Annotated in this window: 14 protein-coding genes and 3 pseudogenes; 10 read left to right on the plus strand and 7 right to left on the minus strand. The window is 70.0% G+C overall.

Going from position 1 to position 16,694, the window contains the following annotated elements; translation table 11 throughout:
• Window positions 1-16 precede the first annotated feature (16 nt).
• The 3 genes from serB (at window position 17) to AC07OQ_RS15520 (ending at window position 3,237) form a co-directional block, all read left to right on the plus strand.
• On the plus strand, window positions 17-718 hold the full coding sequence (gene serB, locus AC07OQ_RS15510) for a phosphoserine phosphatase SerB (RefSeq protein ID WP_495054035.1): 702 nt from the start codon (window positions 17-19) through the stop codon (window positions 716-718).
• Window positions 715-1,275: a flavin reductase family protein gene (locus tag AC07OQ_RS15515; RefSeq protein WP_495054036.1), complete on the plus strand. Its 561-nt coding sequence runs from the start codon at window positions 715-717 to the stop codon at window positions 1,273-1,275. Before serB ends, AC07OQ_RS15515 begins: the two co-directional genes overlap by 4 nt.
• A 69-nt stretch (window positions 1,276-1,344) precedes the next feature.
• Complete coding sequence (locus AC07OQ_RS15520; protein ID WP_495054037.1) at window positions 1,345-3,237, plus strand: putative bifunctional diguanylate cyclase/phosphodiesterase; 1,893 nt, start codon at window positions 1,345-1,347, stop codon at window positions 3,235-3,237.
• Here AC07OQ_RS15520 and rraA read toward each other — a convergent pair.
• From rraA to AC07OQ_RS15540, 4 genes are read right to left on the minus strand one after another with little or no spacing between them, the layout of a single operon-like run.
• Window positions 3,206-3,718, minus strand: coding sequence for a ribonuclease E activity regulator RraA (gene rraA, locus AC07OQ_RS15525; protein WP_495054038.1), 513 nt, complete (start codon window positions 3,716-3,718; stop codon window positions 3,206-3,208). The genes AC07OQ_RS15520 and rraA overlap by 32 nt on opposite strands.
• Before the next feature lie 7 nt (window positions 3,719-3,725).
• On the minus strand, window positions 3,726-3,968 hold the full coding sequence (locus tag AC07OQ_RS15530) for an RNA-binding S4 domain-containing protein (protein WP_495054039.1): 243 nt from the start codon (window positions 3,966-3,968) through the stop codon (window positions 3,726-3,728).
• The gene (locus tag AC07OQ_RS15535) at window positions 3,961-5,694 is read right to left on the minus strand and encodes a thiamine pyrophosphate-binding protein (protein ID WP_495054040.1); all 1,734 of its coding nucleotides are present in this window, start codon (window positions 5,692-5,694) and stop codon (window positions 3,961-3,963) included. Before AC07OQ_RS15535 ends, AC07OQ_RS15530 begins: the two co-directional genes overlap by 8 nt.
• Before the next feature lie 42 nt (window positions 5,695-5,736).
• Window positions 5,737-6,987: an MFS transporter gene (locus tag AC07OQ_RS15540; RefSeq protein ID WP_495054041.1), complete on the minus strand. Its 1,251-nt coding sequence runs from the start codon at window positions 6,985-6,987 to the stop codon at window positions 5,737-5,739.
• 71 nt (window positions 6,988-7,058) lie between these two features.
• Here AC07OQ_RS15540 and AC07OQ_RS15545 point away from each other — a divergent pair, with 71 nt between their 5' ends.
• From AC07OQ_RS15545 to AC07OQ_RS15565, 5 genes are all read left to right on the plus strand, one after another.
• Window positions 7,059-7,880: an AraC family transcriptional regulator gene (locus AC07OQ_RS15545; protein ID WP_495054042.1), complete on the plus strand. Its 822-nt coding sequence runs from the start codon at window positions 7,059-7,061 to the stop codon at window positions 7,878-7,880.
• Window positions 7,881-7,981: 101 nt separating this feature from the next.
• A complete protein-coding gene (locus AC07OQ_RS15550) occupies window positions 7,982-8,647 on the plus strand; it encodes a YiaD family glycine zipper/OmpA-like lipoprotein (protein ID WP_495054043.1) in 666 nt (221 codons plus the stop codon).
• Window positions 8,648-8,658: 11 nt separating this feature from the next.
• Window positions 8,659-9,615 carry a hypothetical protein gene (locus AC07OQ_RS15555; protein ID WP_495054044.1) on the plus strand — a complete coding sequence of 319 codons (957 nt, stop codon included), beginning with the start codon at window positions 8,659-8,661 and terminating at the stop codon, window positions 9,613-9,615.
• Window positions 9,616-9,702: 87 nt separating this feature from the next.
• Complete coding sequence (gene nadA / locus AC07OQ_RS15560; RefSeq protein ID WP_495054045.1) at window positions 9,703-10,806, plus strand: quinolinate synthase NadA; 1,104 nt, start codon at window positions 9,703-9,705, stop codon at window positions 10,804-10,806.
• A gap of 100 nt (window positions 10,807-10,906) precedes the next feature.
• On the plus strand, window positions 10,907-11,194 hold the full coding sequence (locus AC07OQ_RS15565) for a late competence development ComFB family protein (RefSeq protein ID WP_495054046.1): 288 nt from the start codon (window positions 10,907-10,909) through the stop codon (window positions 11,192-11,194).
• Between the two features lie 105 nt (window positions 11,195-11,299).
• On the opposite strand, the pseudogene AC07OQ_RS15570 reads toward AC07OQ_RS15565, so the two are convergent.
• Both AC07OQ_RS15570 and AC07OQ_RS15575 read right to left on the minus strand, forming a co-directional pair.
• A pseudogene (locus AC07OQ_RS15570) lies at window positions 11,300-11,425 on the minus strand (MurR/RpiR family transcriptional regulator); the annotation flags it as partial.
• Window positions 11,426-11,429: 4 nt separating this feature from the next.
• A pseudogene (locus AC07OQ_RS15575) lies at window positions 11,430-11,552 on the minus strand (MurR/RpiR family transcriptional regulator); the annotation flags it as partial.
• A 2-nt stretch (window positions 11,553-11,554) separates the two neighbouring features.
• Between AC07OQ_RS15575 and AC07OQ_RS15580 the strand changes: the two are divergent.
• Window positions 11,555-11,810 (plus strand): annotated as a pseudogene (locus AC07OQ_RS15580) (arylsulfatase); the annotation flags it as partial.
• Between the two features lie 313 nt (window positions 11,811-12,123).
• Here the strand turns inward: AC07OQ_RS15580 and nadB are convergent.
• Window positions 12,124-13,728: an L-aspartate oxidase gene (gene nadB / locus AC07OQ_RS15585; protein ID WP_495054047.1), complete on the minus strand. Its 1,605-nt coding sequence runs from the start codon at window positions 13,726-13,728 to the stop codon at window positions 12,124-12,126.
• 321 nt (window positions 13,729-14,049) lie between these two features.
• On the opposite strand from nadB, the gene AC07OQ_RS15590 reads away from it, so the two are divergent.
• On the plus strand, window positions 14,050-16,694 hold a 2,645-nt coding region (locus tag AC07OQ_RS15590), incomplete at its 3' end, for a cadherin-like domain-containing protein (RefSeq protein ID WP_495054048.1).

Consider the following 16,694-nt stretch of genomic DNA (forward strand, 5'->3'; position numbering starts at 1 on the left):
AAGGACCCGTCCCATCATGCAAGACCCGACCCTCCAGATCCAGGGCTTCACGCCCCCGCTGCGCCTCGCGGACTTCCGCCTCGCCGCCTTCGACATGGACTCGACCCTGATCAATATCGAGTGCATCGACGAGATCGCCGCCGCGGCCGGCAAGAAGGCCGAGGTCGCCGCGATCACCGAGGCCGCAATGCGCGGCGAGATCAGCGACTTCAGGGACAGCCTGCGCCGCCGCCTGGCCCTGCTGAAGGGCGTGCCGCAAAGCGCGCTGGAGCAGGTGCTGGCGCAACGACTGCAGTTCAACCCCGGCGCGCGCGAACTCTGCGCGGCCATGAAGCGGTCGGGCCTGAAGCTGCTGCTGGTCTCGGGCGGCTTCACCTTCTTCACCCGCTTTGTGGCGGCCGAGCTGGGCATGGACTTCGTGCGCAGCAACGAGCTGGAGTTCCAGGACGGCCTGCTGACCGGCGGCCTGGTGATGCAGTCCTGGGGCGAGATCTGCGACGGCGAGGAGAAGCGCCGCATGCTCTTGCAATGCTGCGCCGAAGTCGGCGCCGACGCCAGGACCCAGGCCATCGCGGTGGGCGACGGTGCCAACGATCTGCCGATGATGGGCGCGGCGGCCCTGTCGGTGGCCTACCATGCCAAGCCCAGGGTGCGCGAGCAGGCCATGGTGGCGATCAACGCCGGCGGGCTGGACCGCCTGCTGGACCTGCTGCGATGAGGGTAGCGGTCGATCTGGCCAAGGCCAGCCGCCTGCTGAACCACGGCCCGACGGTGCTGGTGACCAGCGCCCATGGCGACAAGCGCGACGTGATGGCCGCGGCCTGGAACATGCCGCTGGACTTCACGCCGCCCAAGGTGGCCGTGGTGATCGACAAGAGCACCTTCACGCGCGAGCTGATCGAAGCCTCGGGCGAATTCGTGCTGGCCGTGCCCTGCGCGTCCCAGCTGGACATGGTGGTGGGCGTGGGCAACAGCTCGGGCCGCGAGCGCGACAAGTTCGCGTATTACGGCCTGTCGGCCGTGCCTGGGTCCCGGGTCGGCGCGCCGCTGATCGAGGGCTGCCTGGCCTGGCTGGAATGCCGCATCTACCCCGAGCCGCACAACCAGCAGACCTACGACCTGTTCCTGGCCGAGGTGGTCGCGGCCTGGGCCGAGGACTGGGCCTTTGTCGACGGCCACTGGCAAGACCTGCCCCCGCACCGGCGCGCCCTGCACCATCTGGGTGGTGGCAATTTCCTCAGCACCGCCGGCCCGGTGCTGCGCGGGACAGCCTGAAAGAGGGATAGGCGCCGGATCGCCGCCGCGGGCAGAATCGGGCCCAGCAGACCCAACCGGGGAGAAGCCTTGGCCTTCAGGAGCGAAGCACCGCCGCCGCCCGGCGTTGCGCAGGCGGACGACGAACGCCGCGAATGCGACAGCATCAACCTGCTGCAGCGCGAGGTGCTGGAAGCCGTCGCCCTGGGCCAGCCGCTGCAGGAGGTGATGGTGCTGCTGTGCGGCCGCGTCGAGGCGCTGGCGCCCGATGTGATCTGCACCGTGCTGGCCGTCGATCAGCAGGGCCGCGTGCACCCGCTGGCCGCGCCCGGCCTGCCGTCCGGTTTCAGCGCCGCGCTGGACGGCGCGGCGATCGGACCGCGGGCCGGCTCCTGCGGCACCGCCGCCTGGCGGCGCGAACCGGTGGAGGTCACCGACATCGCCAACGACCCGCTGTGGCAGGACTACCGCACGCTGGCCCAGGCCTACGGCCTCGCGGCCTGCTGGTCCACGCCCATCCTGCTGGGCGGCGAGCTTCCACGCGTCGTGGCCACCTTCGCCCTGTATTACCGCGAGCCGCGTCCGGTGGCACCCTTCCACCGCCAGATGGTGGAAGCCTGCGTGCAGCTGTGCCGCGTCGCGCTGCAGGCCGAGGCGCACCGGCACCAGATCGAACGCCTGGCCAACTACGACGCCGTGACCGGCCTGCCCAACCGCAGCCTGCTGGCCGACCGCGCCCGCCAGGTATTGCAGATGTCGGCCCGGCTCTGCAGCCCGGCCGCCCTGCTGCTGCTGGACCTGGACCGCTTCAAGACCGTCAACGACTCGATGGGCCATGCCGCCGGCGACGCGGTGCTGGTCGAGGTGGGACGCCGGCTCTCGGCCTGCCTGCGCGATACCGACACCCTGGCCCGCCTGGGCGGCGACGAATTTGCCGTCCTGCTGCCCAGTTGCACCGCCGCCGAGGCCCTGCAACTAGCCGAGCAGTTGCTGACCGCCTTGGCCCCGCCGCTGGCCCTGCCCGGCTGCGCCGGCCTGCAGCCCAGCGCCAGCATCGGCATCAGCCGCTATCCCGAGGACGGGATGGACCTGGAACAGTTGCTGAAGAACGCCGACATCGCGATGTACGAAGCCAAGGCCGCCGGCCGCGGCTGTGCCCGCTATTTCCAGCAGGCCATGAACGAGGCCCTGGACGAACGCTTGGCGCTGGAGGCGGCGCTGCGCCGCGCGCTGGCCAGCGGCCAGGGCCTGAGCCTGGCCTACCAGCCCAAGCTGCGCCTTGCCGATGGCATGCTGGACGGGGTCGAGGCCCTGCTGCGCTGGCAGGACCCGGTGCGCGGCGCGGTGGCGCCGGACCGTTTCATCCCGCTGGCCGAGGAATGCGGACTGATCCAGGCCCTGGATGCCTGGGTGCTGGAGCATGCCTGCGCCCAGTTGGCCGACTGGACCGTCCGCGGCCTGGCGGTGCCGGGGCTGTCGGTCAATGCCTCGCCGCTGCGCTTCCAGCAGGGCGATCTGGTCGGCGAGGTGGAGCGGCGCCTGCTGCGCCACGGCCTGCGCGCCGAGCAGCTGACCCTGGAGGTGACCGAGCGGCTGATGCTGGACGATGCCGCGCCGGCGCGCGAGCAGTTGCGCCGCCTGCATGAGCTGGGCGTGCGCCTGTCGGTGGACGATTTCGGTACCGGCTATTCCAGCCTCAGCTATCTGAAGCGCCTGCCGGTCACCGAGCTGAAGCTGGACAAGAGTTTTGTGCGCGAACTGGAGAGCGAGGCCGACGACCGCGCATTGGCCGGGGCCGTGATCGGCGTCGCTCGCGCCCTGGGACTGACCGTGGTGGCCGAGGGCGTGGAGACCGAGGGCCAGCGACGCTGGCTGCTCGAGGCCGGCTGCGATACGGCCCAGGGCTGGCTGTTCGGCCGCCCGATGACGGCCGCGGCCCTGGAGGACTGGCTCAATCGGCCCGGTGCAGCGGCGCCGTGCTGATCAGCACCCCGTCCTCGTCGGCATAGAGCCAGTCGCCCGGGCGCACCCAGACGCCGCCGCCGATCTGCAGCGCCACGTCGGCCAGGCCCTGCGCCTTGCGTTCGGTGGGCAGGGGCACATGGCCCAGGGCCAGCAGGCCAAGCTCGATCGCACGCAGCTCGGCCAGGTCGCGCAGCGCCCCATGGATCAGCACGCCGGCCCAGCCGTTCTTCGCGGCGGCCGCGGCCAGGTTGCCGCCGATCAGCGCCCGCTTCAGCGAGCCGCCGCCGTCCACCACCAGCACCCGGCCCCGGCCGGGGCTCTCCACCGCGCTCTTCAGCAGGGAGTTGTCCTCCAGGCAGCGCAAGGTCGCCACCGGCCCGGCAAAGCGCTCCACGCCGCCATAGCTGCGGTACAGGCCGCCGGGCAGGACGCGGAAGGCGCCGCTGTCGTCGCCCTTGTGCGCGTCGCAGAAATCGCAGGTGGAGAAGGAAGGCTGCATCGCTTACTCAGTCCTGATGAGGGTCGGGGAGGATCTTGATGCGCATGTCCTGGCACAGCACTACCTGGCCGGGCCGCAGCTTGGCGGTCTTGCGGCTCTCGGGCTGGCCGTCGACGCGCACCATGCCCTCGGTGATCATCATGCGCGCGCGGCCGCCGCTGTCCGCGAGGCCGGTGGCCTTCAAGAGGCGGTCCAGGGTGATGAACTCGCCGCGCAATTCGAAATCGATGTTGTTCTGACTGCTACTCATCAAGGGATTGTCCCAGACGCTTGCGCGCCGCCTCGCGAATCGCCGTCAGCGTGGTCCGGCTGGTCGAGACATCGGCATCGAGCCTCAGGTGGATCAGCGTGGGCCGGTCCGCCGCCAGCGCGGCGCGCAGCGCCGGCTCGAACTCGGCCGTGGTCTCGACGCGCTGCGCCTCCCAGCCATAGGCCTGCGCCAGCGCCGCGAAGTCGGGATTGAACAGATCGCTGCCGGCCACGCGGCCCGGGTACTCGCGCTCCTGGTGCATGCGGATCGTGCCGTAGGTGCCGTTGTCGACCACGATCGAGATCAGCCGCTTCGCACCATAGCCGGTGGCCGTGGCCAGCTCCTGGCCGGTCATCAGGAAGTCGCCGTCGCCGGCGATATTGACGACCCAGCGCGCCGGCTCGAGCAGGCTGGCCGCGACGGCCGCCGGCACGCCATAGCCCATCGCGCCCGAGGTCGGCGCCAGCTGGGTGCGGCCATGCTGCTGCAGCGCCGGGTATTGGTGGAAGCGGTGCAGCCAGCCGCTGTAGTTGCCGGCGCCGTTGGTGAAGACCGTGCCCTCGGGCATCAGGCGGGACAGGCTCTTGACCACCTCGGCCATGTCCAGCGGCGCCACCGGCTGGTGCTGCAGATTGGCCCGGTAGTCGGCCTGGGCCTGCCGCGTCCATTCGCTCCAGGCCACGCGCCCCGGCGGCGCCAGGGTCTCCAGCGCCTGGGCCGCGCAGCTCATGCTGGCATTGATCATCAGATCGGCCGCATAGACGCGGCCCAGCTCCTCGGCCCCGGCATGGATATGCACCAGCGCTTGAGCCGGGCGCGGCGCCTGCAGCAGGGTGTAGCCGCCGGTGGTCATCTCGCCCAGGCGCGGGCCGACGGCCAGGATCAGGTCGGCCTCCCTGACCCGCTGCGCCAGTTTCGGATTGATGCCGATGCCGACATCGCCGGCATAGAGCGCATGGCGGTTGTCGAACAGATCCTGGAAGCGGAAGGCGCAGCCGACCGGCAGCTGCCAGGCCTCGGCGAAGCGCTGCAGCGCGGCGCAGCTTTCGGGCGTCCAGCCGCCGCCGCCGGCGATCAAGAACGGGCGCTGCGCCGCGGCCAGGCGCTCGCGCAGCGCGGCCAGCGCGGCCGGCGCCGGCCAGGCCTGCGCGGCCTCGGCGCGCGCCAGCACCGGCGCGGCGGTCATCTCGGTCAGCATGTCTTCCGGCAGCACCAGCACCACCGGCCCGGGCCGGCCCTGCAGCGCGGTGTGGAAGGCGCGCGCCACGTACTCGGGAAGGCGGTCGGCGTCCTGCACCTCGCCCACCCATTTGGCGAAACCCAGGGTGCCGGGGCCGAACATCTGGCGGTAGTCGAGCTCCTGGAAGGCCTCGCGGTCGCGCTGGTCGCTGGCCACCTGGCCGATGAACAGGATCATCGGCGTCGAATCCTGGAAGGCCGTGTGCAGGCCGATGCTGGCATTGGTCGCGCCCGGCCCGCGGGTCACGAAGCAGATGCCGGGCCGGCCGGTCAGCTTGCCCTGCGCCTCGGCCATGAAGGCCGCGCCGCCCTCCTGGCGGCAGGCGATGAAGCGGATGCCCTGGTCGCGGTGCTCGTGGAAGCCGTCGAGCACGGCCAGATAGCTTTCGCCGGGGACGCCGAAGACATCGGTCACGCCTTGGGCGACCAGGGCCTCCACCAGTGCATGGCCGGCCAATCGAGGCTGTGGGGACTGTTGTGGGTTCATGGGCCGAATGTAGCGTCGGCCACGCGTTCAGGTCAGCAGCGCTTATGCAACAACAGCCGCACGCATCTTGACGATGCGCAAACCCACCAGCCCCGCCGAGCCGATTCCCAGCACCAGGGCCAGGGCCGAGCCGGCGAACACGCCGGCGGCATGGCCGCCGTCCAGCAGCGCGCCGAACACCGGCGCGGCCAGCGCGAAGCCCACGTCCAGGCCCGAGTAGACGGTGCCATACACGCGACCGGTGGCCCCGGGAGGCGCGGCGCGCTTGATCAGCATGTCGCGCGAGGGCCCGGCCAGGCCGGTGCCGAAGCCGGCCAGCGCCGTCACCGCCGCCGCCATCAGCGGCGGCAGGATGCCCAGCGCCGTCAGCAGCAGCAGCGCGGCGGCGGCGGCCATCGCCAGCGCGATCGTGCGCTCCAGGCGCTGCACCTTGGCCACCAGGAAGCCACCCACCACCATGCCGGCCGCGCCGCACAGCATGTAGCCGGTCACCACATAGGCGGTGATGGACAGCGGCAAGCCGTACATCTTGCCCAGGGCCGGGCTGGCAAAGCTCTGGATCGCGGACAGCGCCGCGGTCGTGAAGAAGAAGAAGGAGAAGCACAGCCAGACCGAGGGCAGGCGCAAAAAGGCCATCGGGTGCTCGGCCGGCGCGCCGGCGGCGGCCTTGGCATGGCCCCAGGAGCCTTGGCGATCGTCGATCGCGTCACGCTGCCACAGCAGCAAGAGCAGCACGGCCAGCGCCACCAGGCCGGTGCCCAGATAGGCATAGCGCCAGTGGCCGGTGGCTTCGGCGATGCCGATCGAGAACACCGGCGCCAGCGCCCAGCCGAGGTTGCCGGTGATGCCGTGCACCGAGAAGGCATGGCCCAGGCGCGGCTGCGAGACGCGCTTGTTCAGGATCGTGAAGTCCACCGGGTGGAAGGGCGAATTGCCCAGCCCCGCCAGCGCTGCGGCCGCCATCAGCCCGCCGAAGCCGGTGGCCGTGCCCGCAGCGATCGAGGCCAGCAGGAAGCAGGCCAGCGCCGCGAACAGCACCGGACGCGCGCCGGTGCGGTCGACCAGAAAGCCGGCCAGGGCCTGGCCAATGCCCGAGATCACGAAGAAGGTGGTGACCAGCAGGCCCAGTTCCGAATAGCTGAAGCCGAACTCCTGGCGGAAGGCCGGGAACAGCGGCACCAGCAGCATGTGGAAGAAATGCGAGGTGCCATGGGCCAGGCCGATCAGGCCGATGGTGCCGTAGTCGCGCCGGGCCTGCTGGCGCGCGTCGAGCGTGAGGGTAGCGGTGTTCATGGCGCCCAATGTAGGTGTCGCCGCCGCGTCCGGGTTACGATAGCTTGCCAAGCTCTATCGAAATCGCGCCAATGACCGCCGCCACCCCCCGCACCAGCGTGCCGCCGGCCGATCCGCGTCGCTATGCGCCCAGCGCGGAGCGGCCCTTGCGCGGCAAGGCCCGCCTGATGGAACACCAGATGGACATCCAGCCGCACCAGCATGACTGGGGCCAGCTGGTGTTTTCCGTCAGCGGCGCGGTGCGGGTCAGCACCAGCGCCCACACCTTCATCGTGCCACCCTCGCGGGCGGTGTGGATACCGTCGCCTATCGTGCACGCGGTCTCGGCGATCGAGCGCGCCGATCTGCGCACGCTCTATCTGCACTCATGCCTGGTCGAGAGCCGGGCCGAGCCCTGGTCGCGTTGCCGCGTGCTGGAGGTCTCGCCGCTCTTGCGCGAGCTGGTGCTGCAGCTGCCCACCGATCCGGATGCGCCGCCCGCCACGCAGGCGGAACGCGAACGCGAGCGCTGCATCACCCATCTGATCGTCGACGAGCTGGGCCGCGCGCGCAGCCTGCGCCTGGGCGTGGCGCTGCCGCAGGACAAGCGCCTGCGCCGTCTGTGCGAGGCCATGATCGCCGCCCCGGCCCGCCATGCGGCGCTGGCCGGCTGGGCCGCCGAGGTGGGCGCCAGCGAGCGCACCGTCTCGCGCCTGTTCCGCGAACAGCTGGGCACGGGCTATGCGCAGTGGCGCAGCCAGGTGCTGCTGGCCCATGCGCTGTCGATGGCGGCGCGCAGCAAGCCGATGAGCCATATCGCGGCCGAACTGGGCTATGCCAGCGCCAGCGCCTTCACCGCGATGGTGACGCGCACCGTGGGCATGCCGCCCAGCCGCTTCTTCGCCGAGGCCTGAGCTCGTCCGTACGGTACCGTCCGGCCTGTTGCAGTCTGTTGCACGCCCTCTCGGGGCGCGGCGATACTCGTTCGCATACCCACAAGGAACGGGAGCACGAGATGCACAAGACAAGCCACGACATTCAAAAATTCGGCCTTCCGGCCCTCGCGCTGGCGCTGCTGGCCGGCTGTGCCGGCATGAGCGAGCGCGAGCGCGGCACGGCCCAGGGCGCGGCCATCGGTGCGGTGGCGGGCGCCGTGCTCGGCTCGGCCACCGGCGGCAAGGCCGGCACCGGCGCCGTGGTGGGCGGGGCGCTGGGGGCCGTCGCCGGCAACCTCTGGTCCAAGAACATGGAGGACAAGCGCCGCGCGATGGAGCAGGCCACCCAGGGCACCGGCGTCGAGGTCTCGCGCACGCCGGACAACCAGCTGAAGCTGGATGTGCCCAGCGACATCTCCTTCGCGCTGAACAGCGCCGCCATCGAACCGCGCCTGCGCCCGGTGCTCGACGCCTTCGCCCATGGCCTGAGCAACGAGCGGCAGATGCTGGTGCGCGTGGTCGGCCATACCGACAACACCGGCAGCGACGCCATCAACGACCCGCTGTCGCGGCGGCGCGCCGAGAGCGTGCGCGGCTATCTCGAGGACCGCGGCGTGCGCGCCGAGCGCGTCGATGTGTCGGGGCGCGGTTCGCGCGAGCCGATCGCCGCCAACGACACGGTCGAGAACCGCGCCAAGAACCGGCGCGTCGAGATCTTCCTGCGCGAGCCGCAGAGCGGCGGTTGAGGAGGCACGATATGCATAGACGCAAACTGGCGCTGGGCACCGTTCTCGCCCCTGCCCTGCTGCTCCCAATCCCGACGCTCGCCCAGCGCGGCCACGATGACGAGGGTGACGACGGCGAATACCGGATCCTGCGGGCCCGCTATGGCACGGACCGCAACAATGTGGACGTCACCGAGCGCCTGCGCGAGCTGGCGCGCCGTGACCAGCGCTTCCGCATGGGCAACGACACCTTCGGCGTCGACCCCGACCCGGGCCGCACCAAGACCCTGCGCATCTACACCCGCACGCGCGACGGCCAGCACCGCACCTTTGAGTACAAGGAGGGCAGCCATGTGGACGGCGCGCAGTTCACCGGCTGGCGCGGCGGCCGCTGGGGCGACGACAACGGCTCCGGGGGCTGGAACGGCCCCGGTGGTGACGACGGCGAATACACCATCCTGAGCGCCAGCTACGGCACGCACCGCAACGAGGTCGACGTCACCGCACGCCTGCGCGAACTGGCACGGCGCGACGAGCGCCTGCGCATGGGCAACGACACCTTCGGCGTCGATCCCGATCCGGGCCGCACCAAGACCCTGCGCATTCACACCCGCGACCGCAGCGGCCAGCCGCGCAGCTTCGAGTACAGGGAGGGCAGCTATGTCGACGGCAACCAGTTCATCGGCTGGCGCGGCGGCAACTGGGGCCATGGCGGCGCCGGGCATGGCGGCTGGAACGGCAACGGCAGGCCCGGGCGCCTGAACATCGTCAGCGCCAGCTATGGTGCGAACGGCCGCTCGCACGACGTCACGGCCCGGCTGCGTTCCCTGGTACGCGATGAGCAGTTCCGCGCCCGGGTGGACAACGAGCTGACCGGCACCGACCCGGCGCCGGGCAAGCGCAAGACACTCACCGTCACCTACTCCTTGGGCGGCGGGATGCCGCAGACCGTGCGGGTGCAGGAGCGCGACGAACTGAATCTTCCCTGAGCCGGCGCCGCCCATCGCGGCGGCGCTCGGGTCGGGCTCAAAACCCTGCGCCGGCCAACGCCGCGGCCGCCTGCCTAAAATCCGGCCATGAACCAGGTTCTTTTCGACTACACCCGCCAGGACGCCGAAGGCCAGAGCTGCACCGCCCATGCCTGGGCCAAGGTGCCGGCGCCCTTGAACTCCAGCCAGCGTCACGACTTGAAGGCGCGCGCCGCCGCGCAGCTGAAGGCCCGCAATGCGGTGCTGGTGGCGCATTACTACGTCGACGGCGATCTGCAGGATCTTGCGCTGGAAACCGGCGGCATCGTGTCCGATTCGCTCGAAATGGCGCGCTTCGGCCGTGACCACGCGGCCCAGACCCTGGTGGTCGCCGGTGTGCGCTTCATGGGCGAGAGCGCCAAGATCCTCAGCCCCGAGAAGCGCGTGCTGATGCCCGACCTGGACGCCACCTGCTCGCTGGACCTGGGCTGCCCGGCCGACGAATTCGCGGCCTTCTGCGACGCCCATCCCGACCGCAAGGTCGTGGTCTATGCCAACACCAGCGCCGCGGTGAAGGCGCGCGCCGACTGGATGGTCACCAGTTCCTGCGCGCTGGAGATCGTCTCCCATCTGAAGGCGCAAGGGCAGAAGATCCTGTGGGCGCCCGACCGGCATCTGGGCCGCTACATCCAGGAACAGACCGGCGCCGACATGCTGATGTGGAATGGTGCCTGCATCGTCCACGATGAGTTCAAAGGCCTGGAGCTGGACCTGCTGCGCGAGCAGCACCCGGACGCGATGATCCTGGTGCATCCGGAGTCGCCCAAGAGCGTGGTCGAGAAGGCCCATGTGGTCGGCTCGACCTCGGCGCTGATCAAGGCCGTGGTCGAGGGCAGCGCGCAGGAGTACATCGTCGCCACCGACAACGGCATCCTGCATCGCATGCGCCAGCTGGCGCCGGGCAAGACCCTGATCGAGGCGCCGACCGCCGGCAGCAGCGCCACCTGCAAGAGCTGCGCGCATTGCCCCTGGATGGCGATGAACGGCCTGCAGGGCGTGCTCGACTGCCTGGAGCGCGGCAGCGGCGAGATCGCGGTGGAGGAAACGATCCGCGCCCGGGCGCTCGGCTGCATCGACCGCATGCTGGACTTCACGGCGGCGCTCAAGGCCCGGCAGGCGGCCGGCTTCGTGCCGCATATCGGCGCCGCCTGAGGCGGCCGCACCGGCCCCGGATCGGGGCTGGTTTCTCCGAGGCCATGGGCGCTATAAAGGCGGCTATCGTTGCGCGGCAACATTCTTCCGGGACCGCCCCATGACCGACTTCAGCTCGCTCTACAACCACCACGAGCGCGAGGTGTTCAACGCCGTCGCCGAGCATGCCGCGCAGTTCCCCGAGATCGGCAAGAACCAGGACCTGCTGGTCGACGTGGCCTGCGTGGCGCTGAACCGCCTGCCGCCGCGCTATATCCGCCACGAGGTCGACTTCGCCTTCTACCTCACCGAGCCCGAACGGCTGGAGATCGACGCCGCGATCGAGGAAGCCGTGACCTACGCCTACAACTTCGTGCAGGCGCGCATGGCGCTGCGGGCTCGGAGATAGGCCCACCCCCTACGGCCTGACGGCCGCCCCTCGAGGGGGCGGGGCCGGCCGACCGGCGGAGCCGGATCGGCGGCCCCTGCTGGGCAAGAGCTTCGTTGACTGCGGTCAACGCCGCTCGCGCGGCAGCGGCAGATAGGCGCCCGATTCGAACAGCTGCGCCTCGGCCTGATCGATGCGCTTGACCACCGACCTGCCGGCCCGGCTGGCCAGCAATCCCACCAGGGCCTCGGTCGGGCCGGCAACCGGCCGCCTCGGCCGCCTCGGCGACCTGCAGGGCCTCGCGCGAATAGGGCGCGAAACTGATCACCACCAGGGCGTCGCCCTTGGCCAGTGCGCGCTGCTGCATCTCCAGCAGGCCGGCCGGCGGAGTTTCCGCCCGGCATCGAGCTGGAGACGGCATGGGCCGAGGGGGCACTGGCCGCGCTGAATGCCGGCGACGCCGCGCGCCACGACACCCTGGTCGCACACGCGCCGCGCAAGACCTGGCACGGCGCGGCTGGCGCTGGCCCAGTTCAGCCCGGCACGCGCCCGCGGCGCCTGCGAGCAGGCCACCGGCCTGCCGGTGCTGAGCACGGTGGCCAGCGCGCTGCGCACGCTGCGCCAGCGGCTCGCTTAGTCTTCATCGGCGAACGCGCCCATGTCTTCCGCCAAGGGTGATGGGCGAGTGGTGCAGCGAAGTCAAGGAGGAGGGGCGGGCCGCAGGCTCGGCCGGGGGGACATGAGCGGAACCACTCGCCCATCGCCCTTGGCCGACCGACAGAACGACGATGCAGGCATGCTTCCGTGAAGAAGCCCGGCGCGCGATCGGGACGGCGGGGCACGCCGCTCCGCTCCTGTCCCCCGGCTTCGGCCTACGGCCTCAGCCTCCTCCTTGACCTCGCGGTTCGGCGCGCCCCACCGTCCTGATCCGGTTTGGCGAGCGCGGCCGTTTACTTCAATCCGCGTTCGGCGATCAGCACCGTCGGGAAGCTGACCGGCAGGGTGCGCGGATAGTCGCGGCTGAAATGCAGGCCGCGGCTCTCGTGGCGCAACAGCGCCGAGCGCACGATCAGCTCGGCGCAATCGACCAGATTGCGCAGTTCCAGCAGGTCGCGGCTGACGCGGAAGTTCGCGTAGTAGTCGTCGATCTCGCTCTTCAAGAGCGCGATGCGGTGCAGCGCCCGCTCCAGGCGCTTGGTGGTGCGCACGATGCCCACATAGTTCCACATCAAGAGGCGCAGCTCGTCCCAGTTGTGGGCGATCACCACCTGCTCGTCGGCATCCTCCACCTGGCTCTCGTCCCAGGCCGGCAGCGGCGCGGGCCCCAGGCGCTCCAGCGCGAGGATGTCCTCGGCACAGGTCTGGCCCAGCACCACGCATTCGAGCAGCGAGTTGCTGGCCAGGCGGTTGGCGCCATGCAGGCCGGTGTAGCCGGTCTCGCCCACCGCATAGAGGCCCGGCAGGTCGGCGCGGCCGTGCAGGTCGGTGACCACGCCGCCGCAGGTGAAGTGCACGGCCGGCACCACGGGAATGGGCTGCTTCGCGATGTCGATGCCCAGGCCAAGGCAGCGTGCGTGAATGGTCGGGAAATGCTCCTTCAGGAAGGCCTCGCCCAGATGCGTGGCGTCCAGCCACACATGGTCCAGGCCATGCTTCTTCATCTCGAAGTCGATCGCGCGCGCAACGATGTCGCGCGGCGCCAGCTCCATGCGTTCGTCATGCGCGGCCATGAACCGGGTGCCATCGGGCAACTTCAGATGCCCGCCTTCGCCGCGCAAGGCCTCGGTGATCAGAAAACCGCGGTCCTGCGGGTGGCCACTTGGGTAGTAAAGACAGGTCGGGTGGAACTGGATGAACTCCATGTTCGCGACCCGGCAGCCGGCGCGCCAGGCCATCGCGATGCCGTCGCCGGTCGAGGTGTCGGGATTGGTCGTATAGCGGTAGACCTTGCCGGCGCCGCCGGTGGCCATCACCACCGCGCGCGCGGCCAGGGTCTCGACGCGCTGCGCATCGATGTCCAGCGCGTAGATGCCGTAGCAGCGCGGCGACTCCTCCCTTTGCACATGACGCGAGGTGATCAGGTCCAGCGCCATCCAGCGCTCGCGCAGCGAGATATTCGGGTGCGCCTTGGCCGCGGCCAGCAGCCGGTCGTGGATGGCCTTACCGGTGGCGTCGGCCGCGTGTGCAATGCGGCGCACCGCATGGCCGCCCTCGCGCGTCAGGTGCAGGCCCAGCGGCCCGTCGTCGTCCGGCGTGAAGGGCACGCCCTGCTCCACCAGCCACTCGACCGCCCGGGCGCTGCGCTCGGCGACGAAGCGGGCCGTCGCCTCGTCCACCAGGCCGGCGCCGGCATCCTGGGTGTCGCGCACATGGCTGTCGATGCTGTCGTCGCTGCCCAGCACGCCGACGATGCCGCCCTGCGCCCAGGCGGTGGCCGCCTCGGTCAGGTCGCGCTTGGCCAACACCACGACGGGTACTTGGTCTGCCAGATGCAGGGCCACGGTCAGGCCGGCCAGGCCGGCGCCTACGATCACCACGGGAGATTCGGTCGTCATCGGGCGGCCGCCAGGGAGGCGGCGGAGTCGAGTGAGGGAACGCCGATTCTAAGGAGCGCGGCGAACGCCGGCCCGGCCGGCGCCGGGCGGTAGCACCGCGTCCGGGGAGATTGCGGTGCCCGGCCGGGGCGTCGCCCCGGGCGGATGTGCACTCCGTCACAACAGGCCCGCGCGGCTCCCGCGGCTCAGGGGGACTGGCTCGGCGGGCCCCGTCCTAGCATTTGCTTGCCCTCCCCCGAGGCATGAACCGGAACACCACGCGATCAAGGGCAATCCGGTCTGTTCGGCATCTCGTCGCCAATCAAGAGGATCGAAGACATCATGGCCATCAACACCACGTCCTTCACCAAGACGCCGCAGGCCGGCGACGACAGCTACTACTACACGCAGGAGGAACTCCTGTCGTCCAGGCTGTACAACAATGCGACGAATGTCGTGACGCTCGATGTGATGTCGAACGACCTGGGCGGCAACGCCAAGAAACTGTTCTCGATCGACGAAGGCAACGCCGGCTTCCTCAACGACCTGCTGGCCAACAACGTCAACACGGGCTGGGAAACCCTGCCGAGCGGCAACCGGATCCAGATCGTCAACGGCAGGATCCAGCTCGACATCAGCCATTCGCTCGGCGGCCAGGGCGTGAATTCGTTGGCCGCGGGCGAGACGATCACCGAAACCTTCGTCTATTCGATCCAGCTCGGCAACGGGACCCTGAGCTGGGCCAAGGTGTCGTTCACCGTGGTCGGCGCGAACGACGCCACCACCGGCTCGGCCACGGCCCTCCTGGCCGCGGGCCAGGAGGACATGGCCTACACCCTGCATGCCAGCGACCTGCTCGCCGGCTTCTCCGACGTGGACGGGGACACCCTGGCGGTTTCGGGCCTCAGTGCCACCAACGGCTCGCTGCAGGACAATGGCGACGGCAGTTGGACCTTCACCCCGGCCGCGAACTTCAACGGGCCCGTCACCTTGAGCTATAGCGTGATCGACGGCCAGGGCGGCAGTGTCGCCGCGACCCAGAGCTTCACCGTCGCCGCCGTCAACGACGCGCCCACCGGCACGGCCTCGGCCGCCCTGGCTTCGGGCACCGAGGACATGGCCCACACGATCACGGCCGCCGATCTGCTGCAAGGCTTCTCCGACGTGGACGGCGACGCGCTGGCGGTCGCAGGCCTCAGCGCCGACCATGGCACGCTGCAGGACAACGGCGACGGCAGCTGGACTTTCACCCCGGCCGCGAACTTCAACGGCCCGGTCACGCTGAGCTACAACGTCGTCGATGGCCAGGGCGGCAGCATCGCCGCCACACAGAGCTTCAGCCTGGCTGCTGTCAACGATGCGCCCACCGGCGCGGCCTCGGCCGCCCTGGCCGCCGGCAGCGAGGACATGGCCTACACGGTCACTGCCGCCGATCTGCTGCAAGGCTACGTCGACGTCGACGGCGACACCCTGTCCGTGTCGAGTCTGGCGGCTGACCATGGCTCGGTCACCGACAACGGTGATGGCACGTTCACCATCACGTCGGGCGCCAACTTCAACGGCCCGGTCTCGCTGAGCTACAACGTCGTCGACGGCCATGGTGGCAGCATCGCAGCCAGCCAGAGCTTCAACCTGGCTGCTGTCAACGATGCCCCGACCGGTGCAGCCTCGGCCGCCCTGGCTGCTGGCACCGAGGACACGCCTTACACCGTCAGCGCCGCCGACCTGCTGCAAGGCTTCGCCGATGTCGACGGTGACACCCTGTCCGTATCGAGTCTGGCGGCTGACCATGGCTCGGTTACCGACAACGGTGATGGCACCTTCACCATCACCCCGGTCGCGAACTACAACGGCGCGATTTCGCTGAGCTACAACGTCGTCGACGGCAACGGCGGCAGTGTCGCAGCCTCTCAAAGTTTCACCCTTGCTGCCGTCAACGACGCGCCCACCGGCGCAGCCTCGGCCGCCCTGGCCGCCGGCACCGAGGACATGGCCTACACGGTCACTGCCGCCGACCTGCTGCAAGGCTTCTCCGATGTCGACGGCGACACCCTGGCGGTCTCGGGCCTCAGCGCCGACCACGGCACGCTGCAGGACAACGGCGACGGCAGCTGGACCTTCACGCCGGCACCGAACTTCAACGGCCCCGTCACCCTGAGCTACAACGTGATCGACGGCAACGGCGGCAGCGTCGCCGCTTCGCAGAGCTTCGGCCTGACCGCTGTCAACGATGCACCCACCGGCGCGGCCTCGGCCGCCCTGGTTGCCGGCACCGAGGACACGCCTTACACCGTCAGCGCTGCCGATCTGCTGCAGGGCTTCGACGATGTCGATATCGCCACCAACGGCCAGGTCTTGAGCGTGGCCGATCTGTCCAGTTCCAATGGCTTGGTCACCGACAACGGTGACGGCACCTTCACCATCACGCCGGGCGCCAACTTCAACGGCTCGGTCTCGCTGAGCTACAACGTCGTCGACGGCCATGGTGGCAGCATCGCCGCCAGCCAGAGCTTCAACCTGGCCGCTGTCAACGATGCACCCACCGGCGCAGCCTCGGCCGCCCTGGCTGCTGGCAGCGAGGACATGGCCTACATGGTCACTGCCGCCGATCTGTTGCAGGGCTTCGACGATGTCGATATCGCCACCAATGGCCAGGCCTTGAGCGTCAGCGATCTGTCCAGTTCCAATGGCTCGGTCACCGACAACGGTGACGGCACCTTCACCATCACACCGGGCGCCAACTTCAACGGCATGGTCTCGCTGAGTTACAACGTGGTCGACGGCAATGGCGGCAGCATCGCCGCCAGCCAGAGCTTCAGCCTGGCCGCCGTCAACGACGCCCCTACCGGCGCGGCCTCGGCCGCCCTGACCGCCGGCAGCGAGGACATGGCCTACACGGTCACTACCGTCGATCTGTTGCAGGGCTTCGACGATGTCGATATCGCCACCAATGGCCAGGCCTTGAGCGTCAGCGATCTGTCCAGTTC

Source organism: Roseateles sp. GW821-FHT09B06, assembly GCF_059418245.1.

Bases quoted from the DNA above. Each gene is read 5' to 3' on its own strand.
- AC07OQ_RS15540 (WP_495054041.1), bottom strand. From the start codon at position 6,987: ATGAACACCGCTACCCTCACGCTCGACGCGCGCCAGCAGGCCCGGCGC.
- AC07OQ_RS15535 (WP_495054040.1), bottom strand. From the start codon at position 5,694: ATGAACCCACAACAGTCCCCACAGCCTCGATTGGCCGGCCATGCACTG.
- AC07OQ_RS15515 (WP_495054036.1), top strand. From the start codon at position 715: ATGAGGGTAGCGGTCGATCTGGCCAAGGCCAGCCGCCTGCTGAACCAC.
- nadA (WP_495054045.1), top strand. From the start codon at position 9,703: ATGAACCAGGTTCTTTTCGACTACACCCGCCAGGACGCCGAAGGCCAG.
- AC07OQ_RS15550 (WP_495054043.1), top strand. From the start codon at position 7,982: ATGCACAAGACAAGCCACGACATTCAAAAATTCGGCCTTCCGGCCCTC.
- nadB (WP_495054047.1), bottom strand. From the start codon at position 13,728: ATGACGACCGAATCTCCCGTGGTGATCGTAGGCGCCGGCCTGGCCGGC.
- serB (WP_495054035.1), top strand. From the start codon at position 17: ATGCAAGACCCGACCCTCCAGATCCAGGGCTTCACGCCCCCGCTGCGC.
- AC07OQ_RS15565 (WP_495054046.1), top strand. From the start codon at position 10,907: ATGACCGACTTCAGCTCGCTCTACAACCACCACGAGCGCGAGGTGTTC.
- rraA (WP_495054038.1), bottom strand. From the start codon at position 3,718: ATGCAGCCTTCCTTCTCCACCTGCGATTTCTGCGACGCGCACAAGGGC.
- AC07OQ_RS15555 (WP_495054044.1), top strand. From the start codon at position 8,659: ATGCATAGACGCAAACTGGCGCTGGGCACCGTTCTCGCCCCTGCCCTG.
- AC07OQ_RS15530 (WP_495054039.1), bottom strand. From the start codon at position 3,968: ATGAGTAGCAGTCAGAACAACATCGATTTCGAATTGCGCGGCGAGTTC.
- AC07OQ_RS15545 (WP_495054042.1), top strand. From the start codon at position 7,059: ATGACCGCCGCCACCCCCCGCACCAGCGTGCCGCCGGCCGATCCGCGT.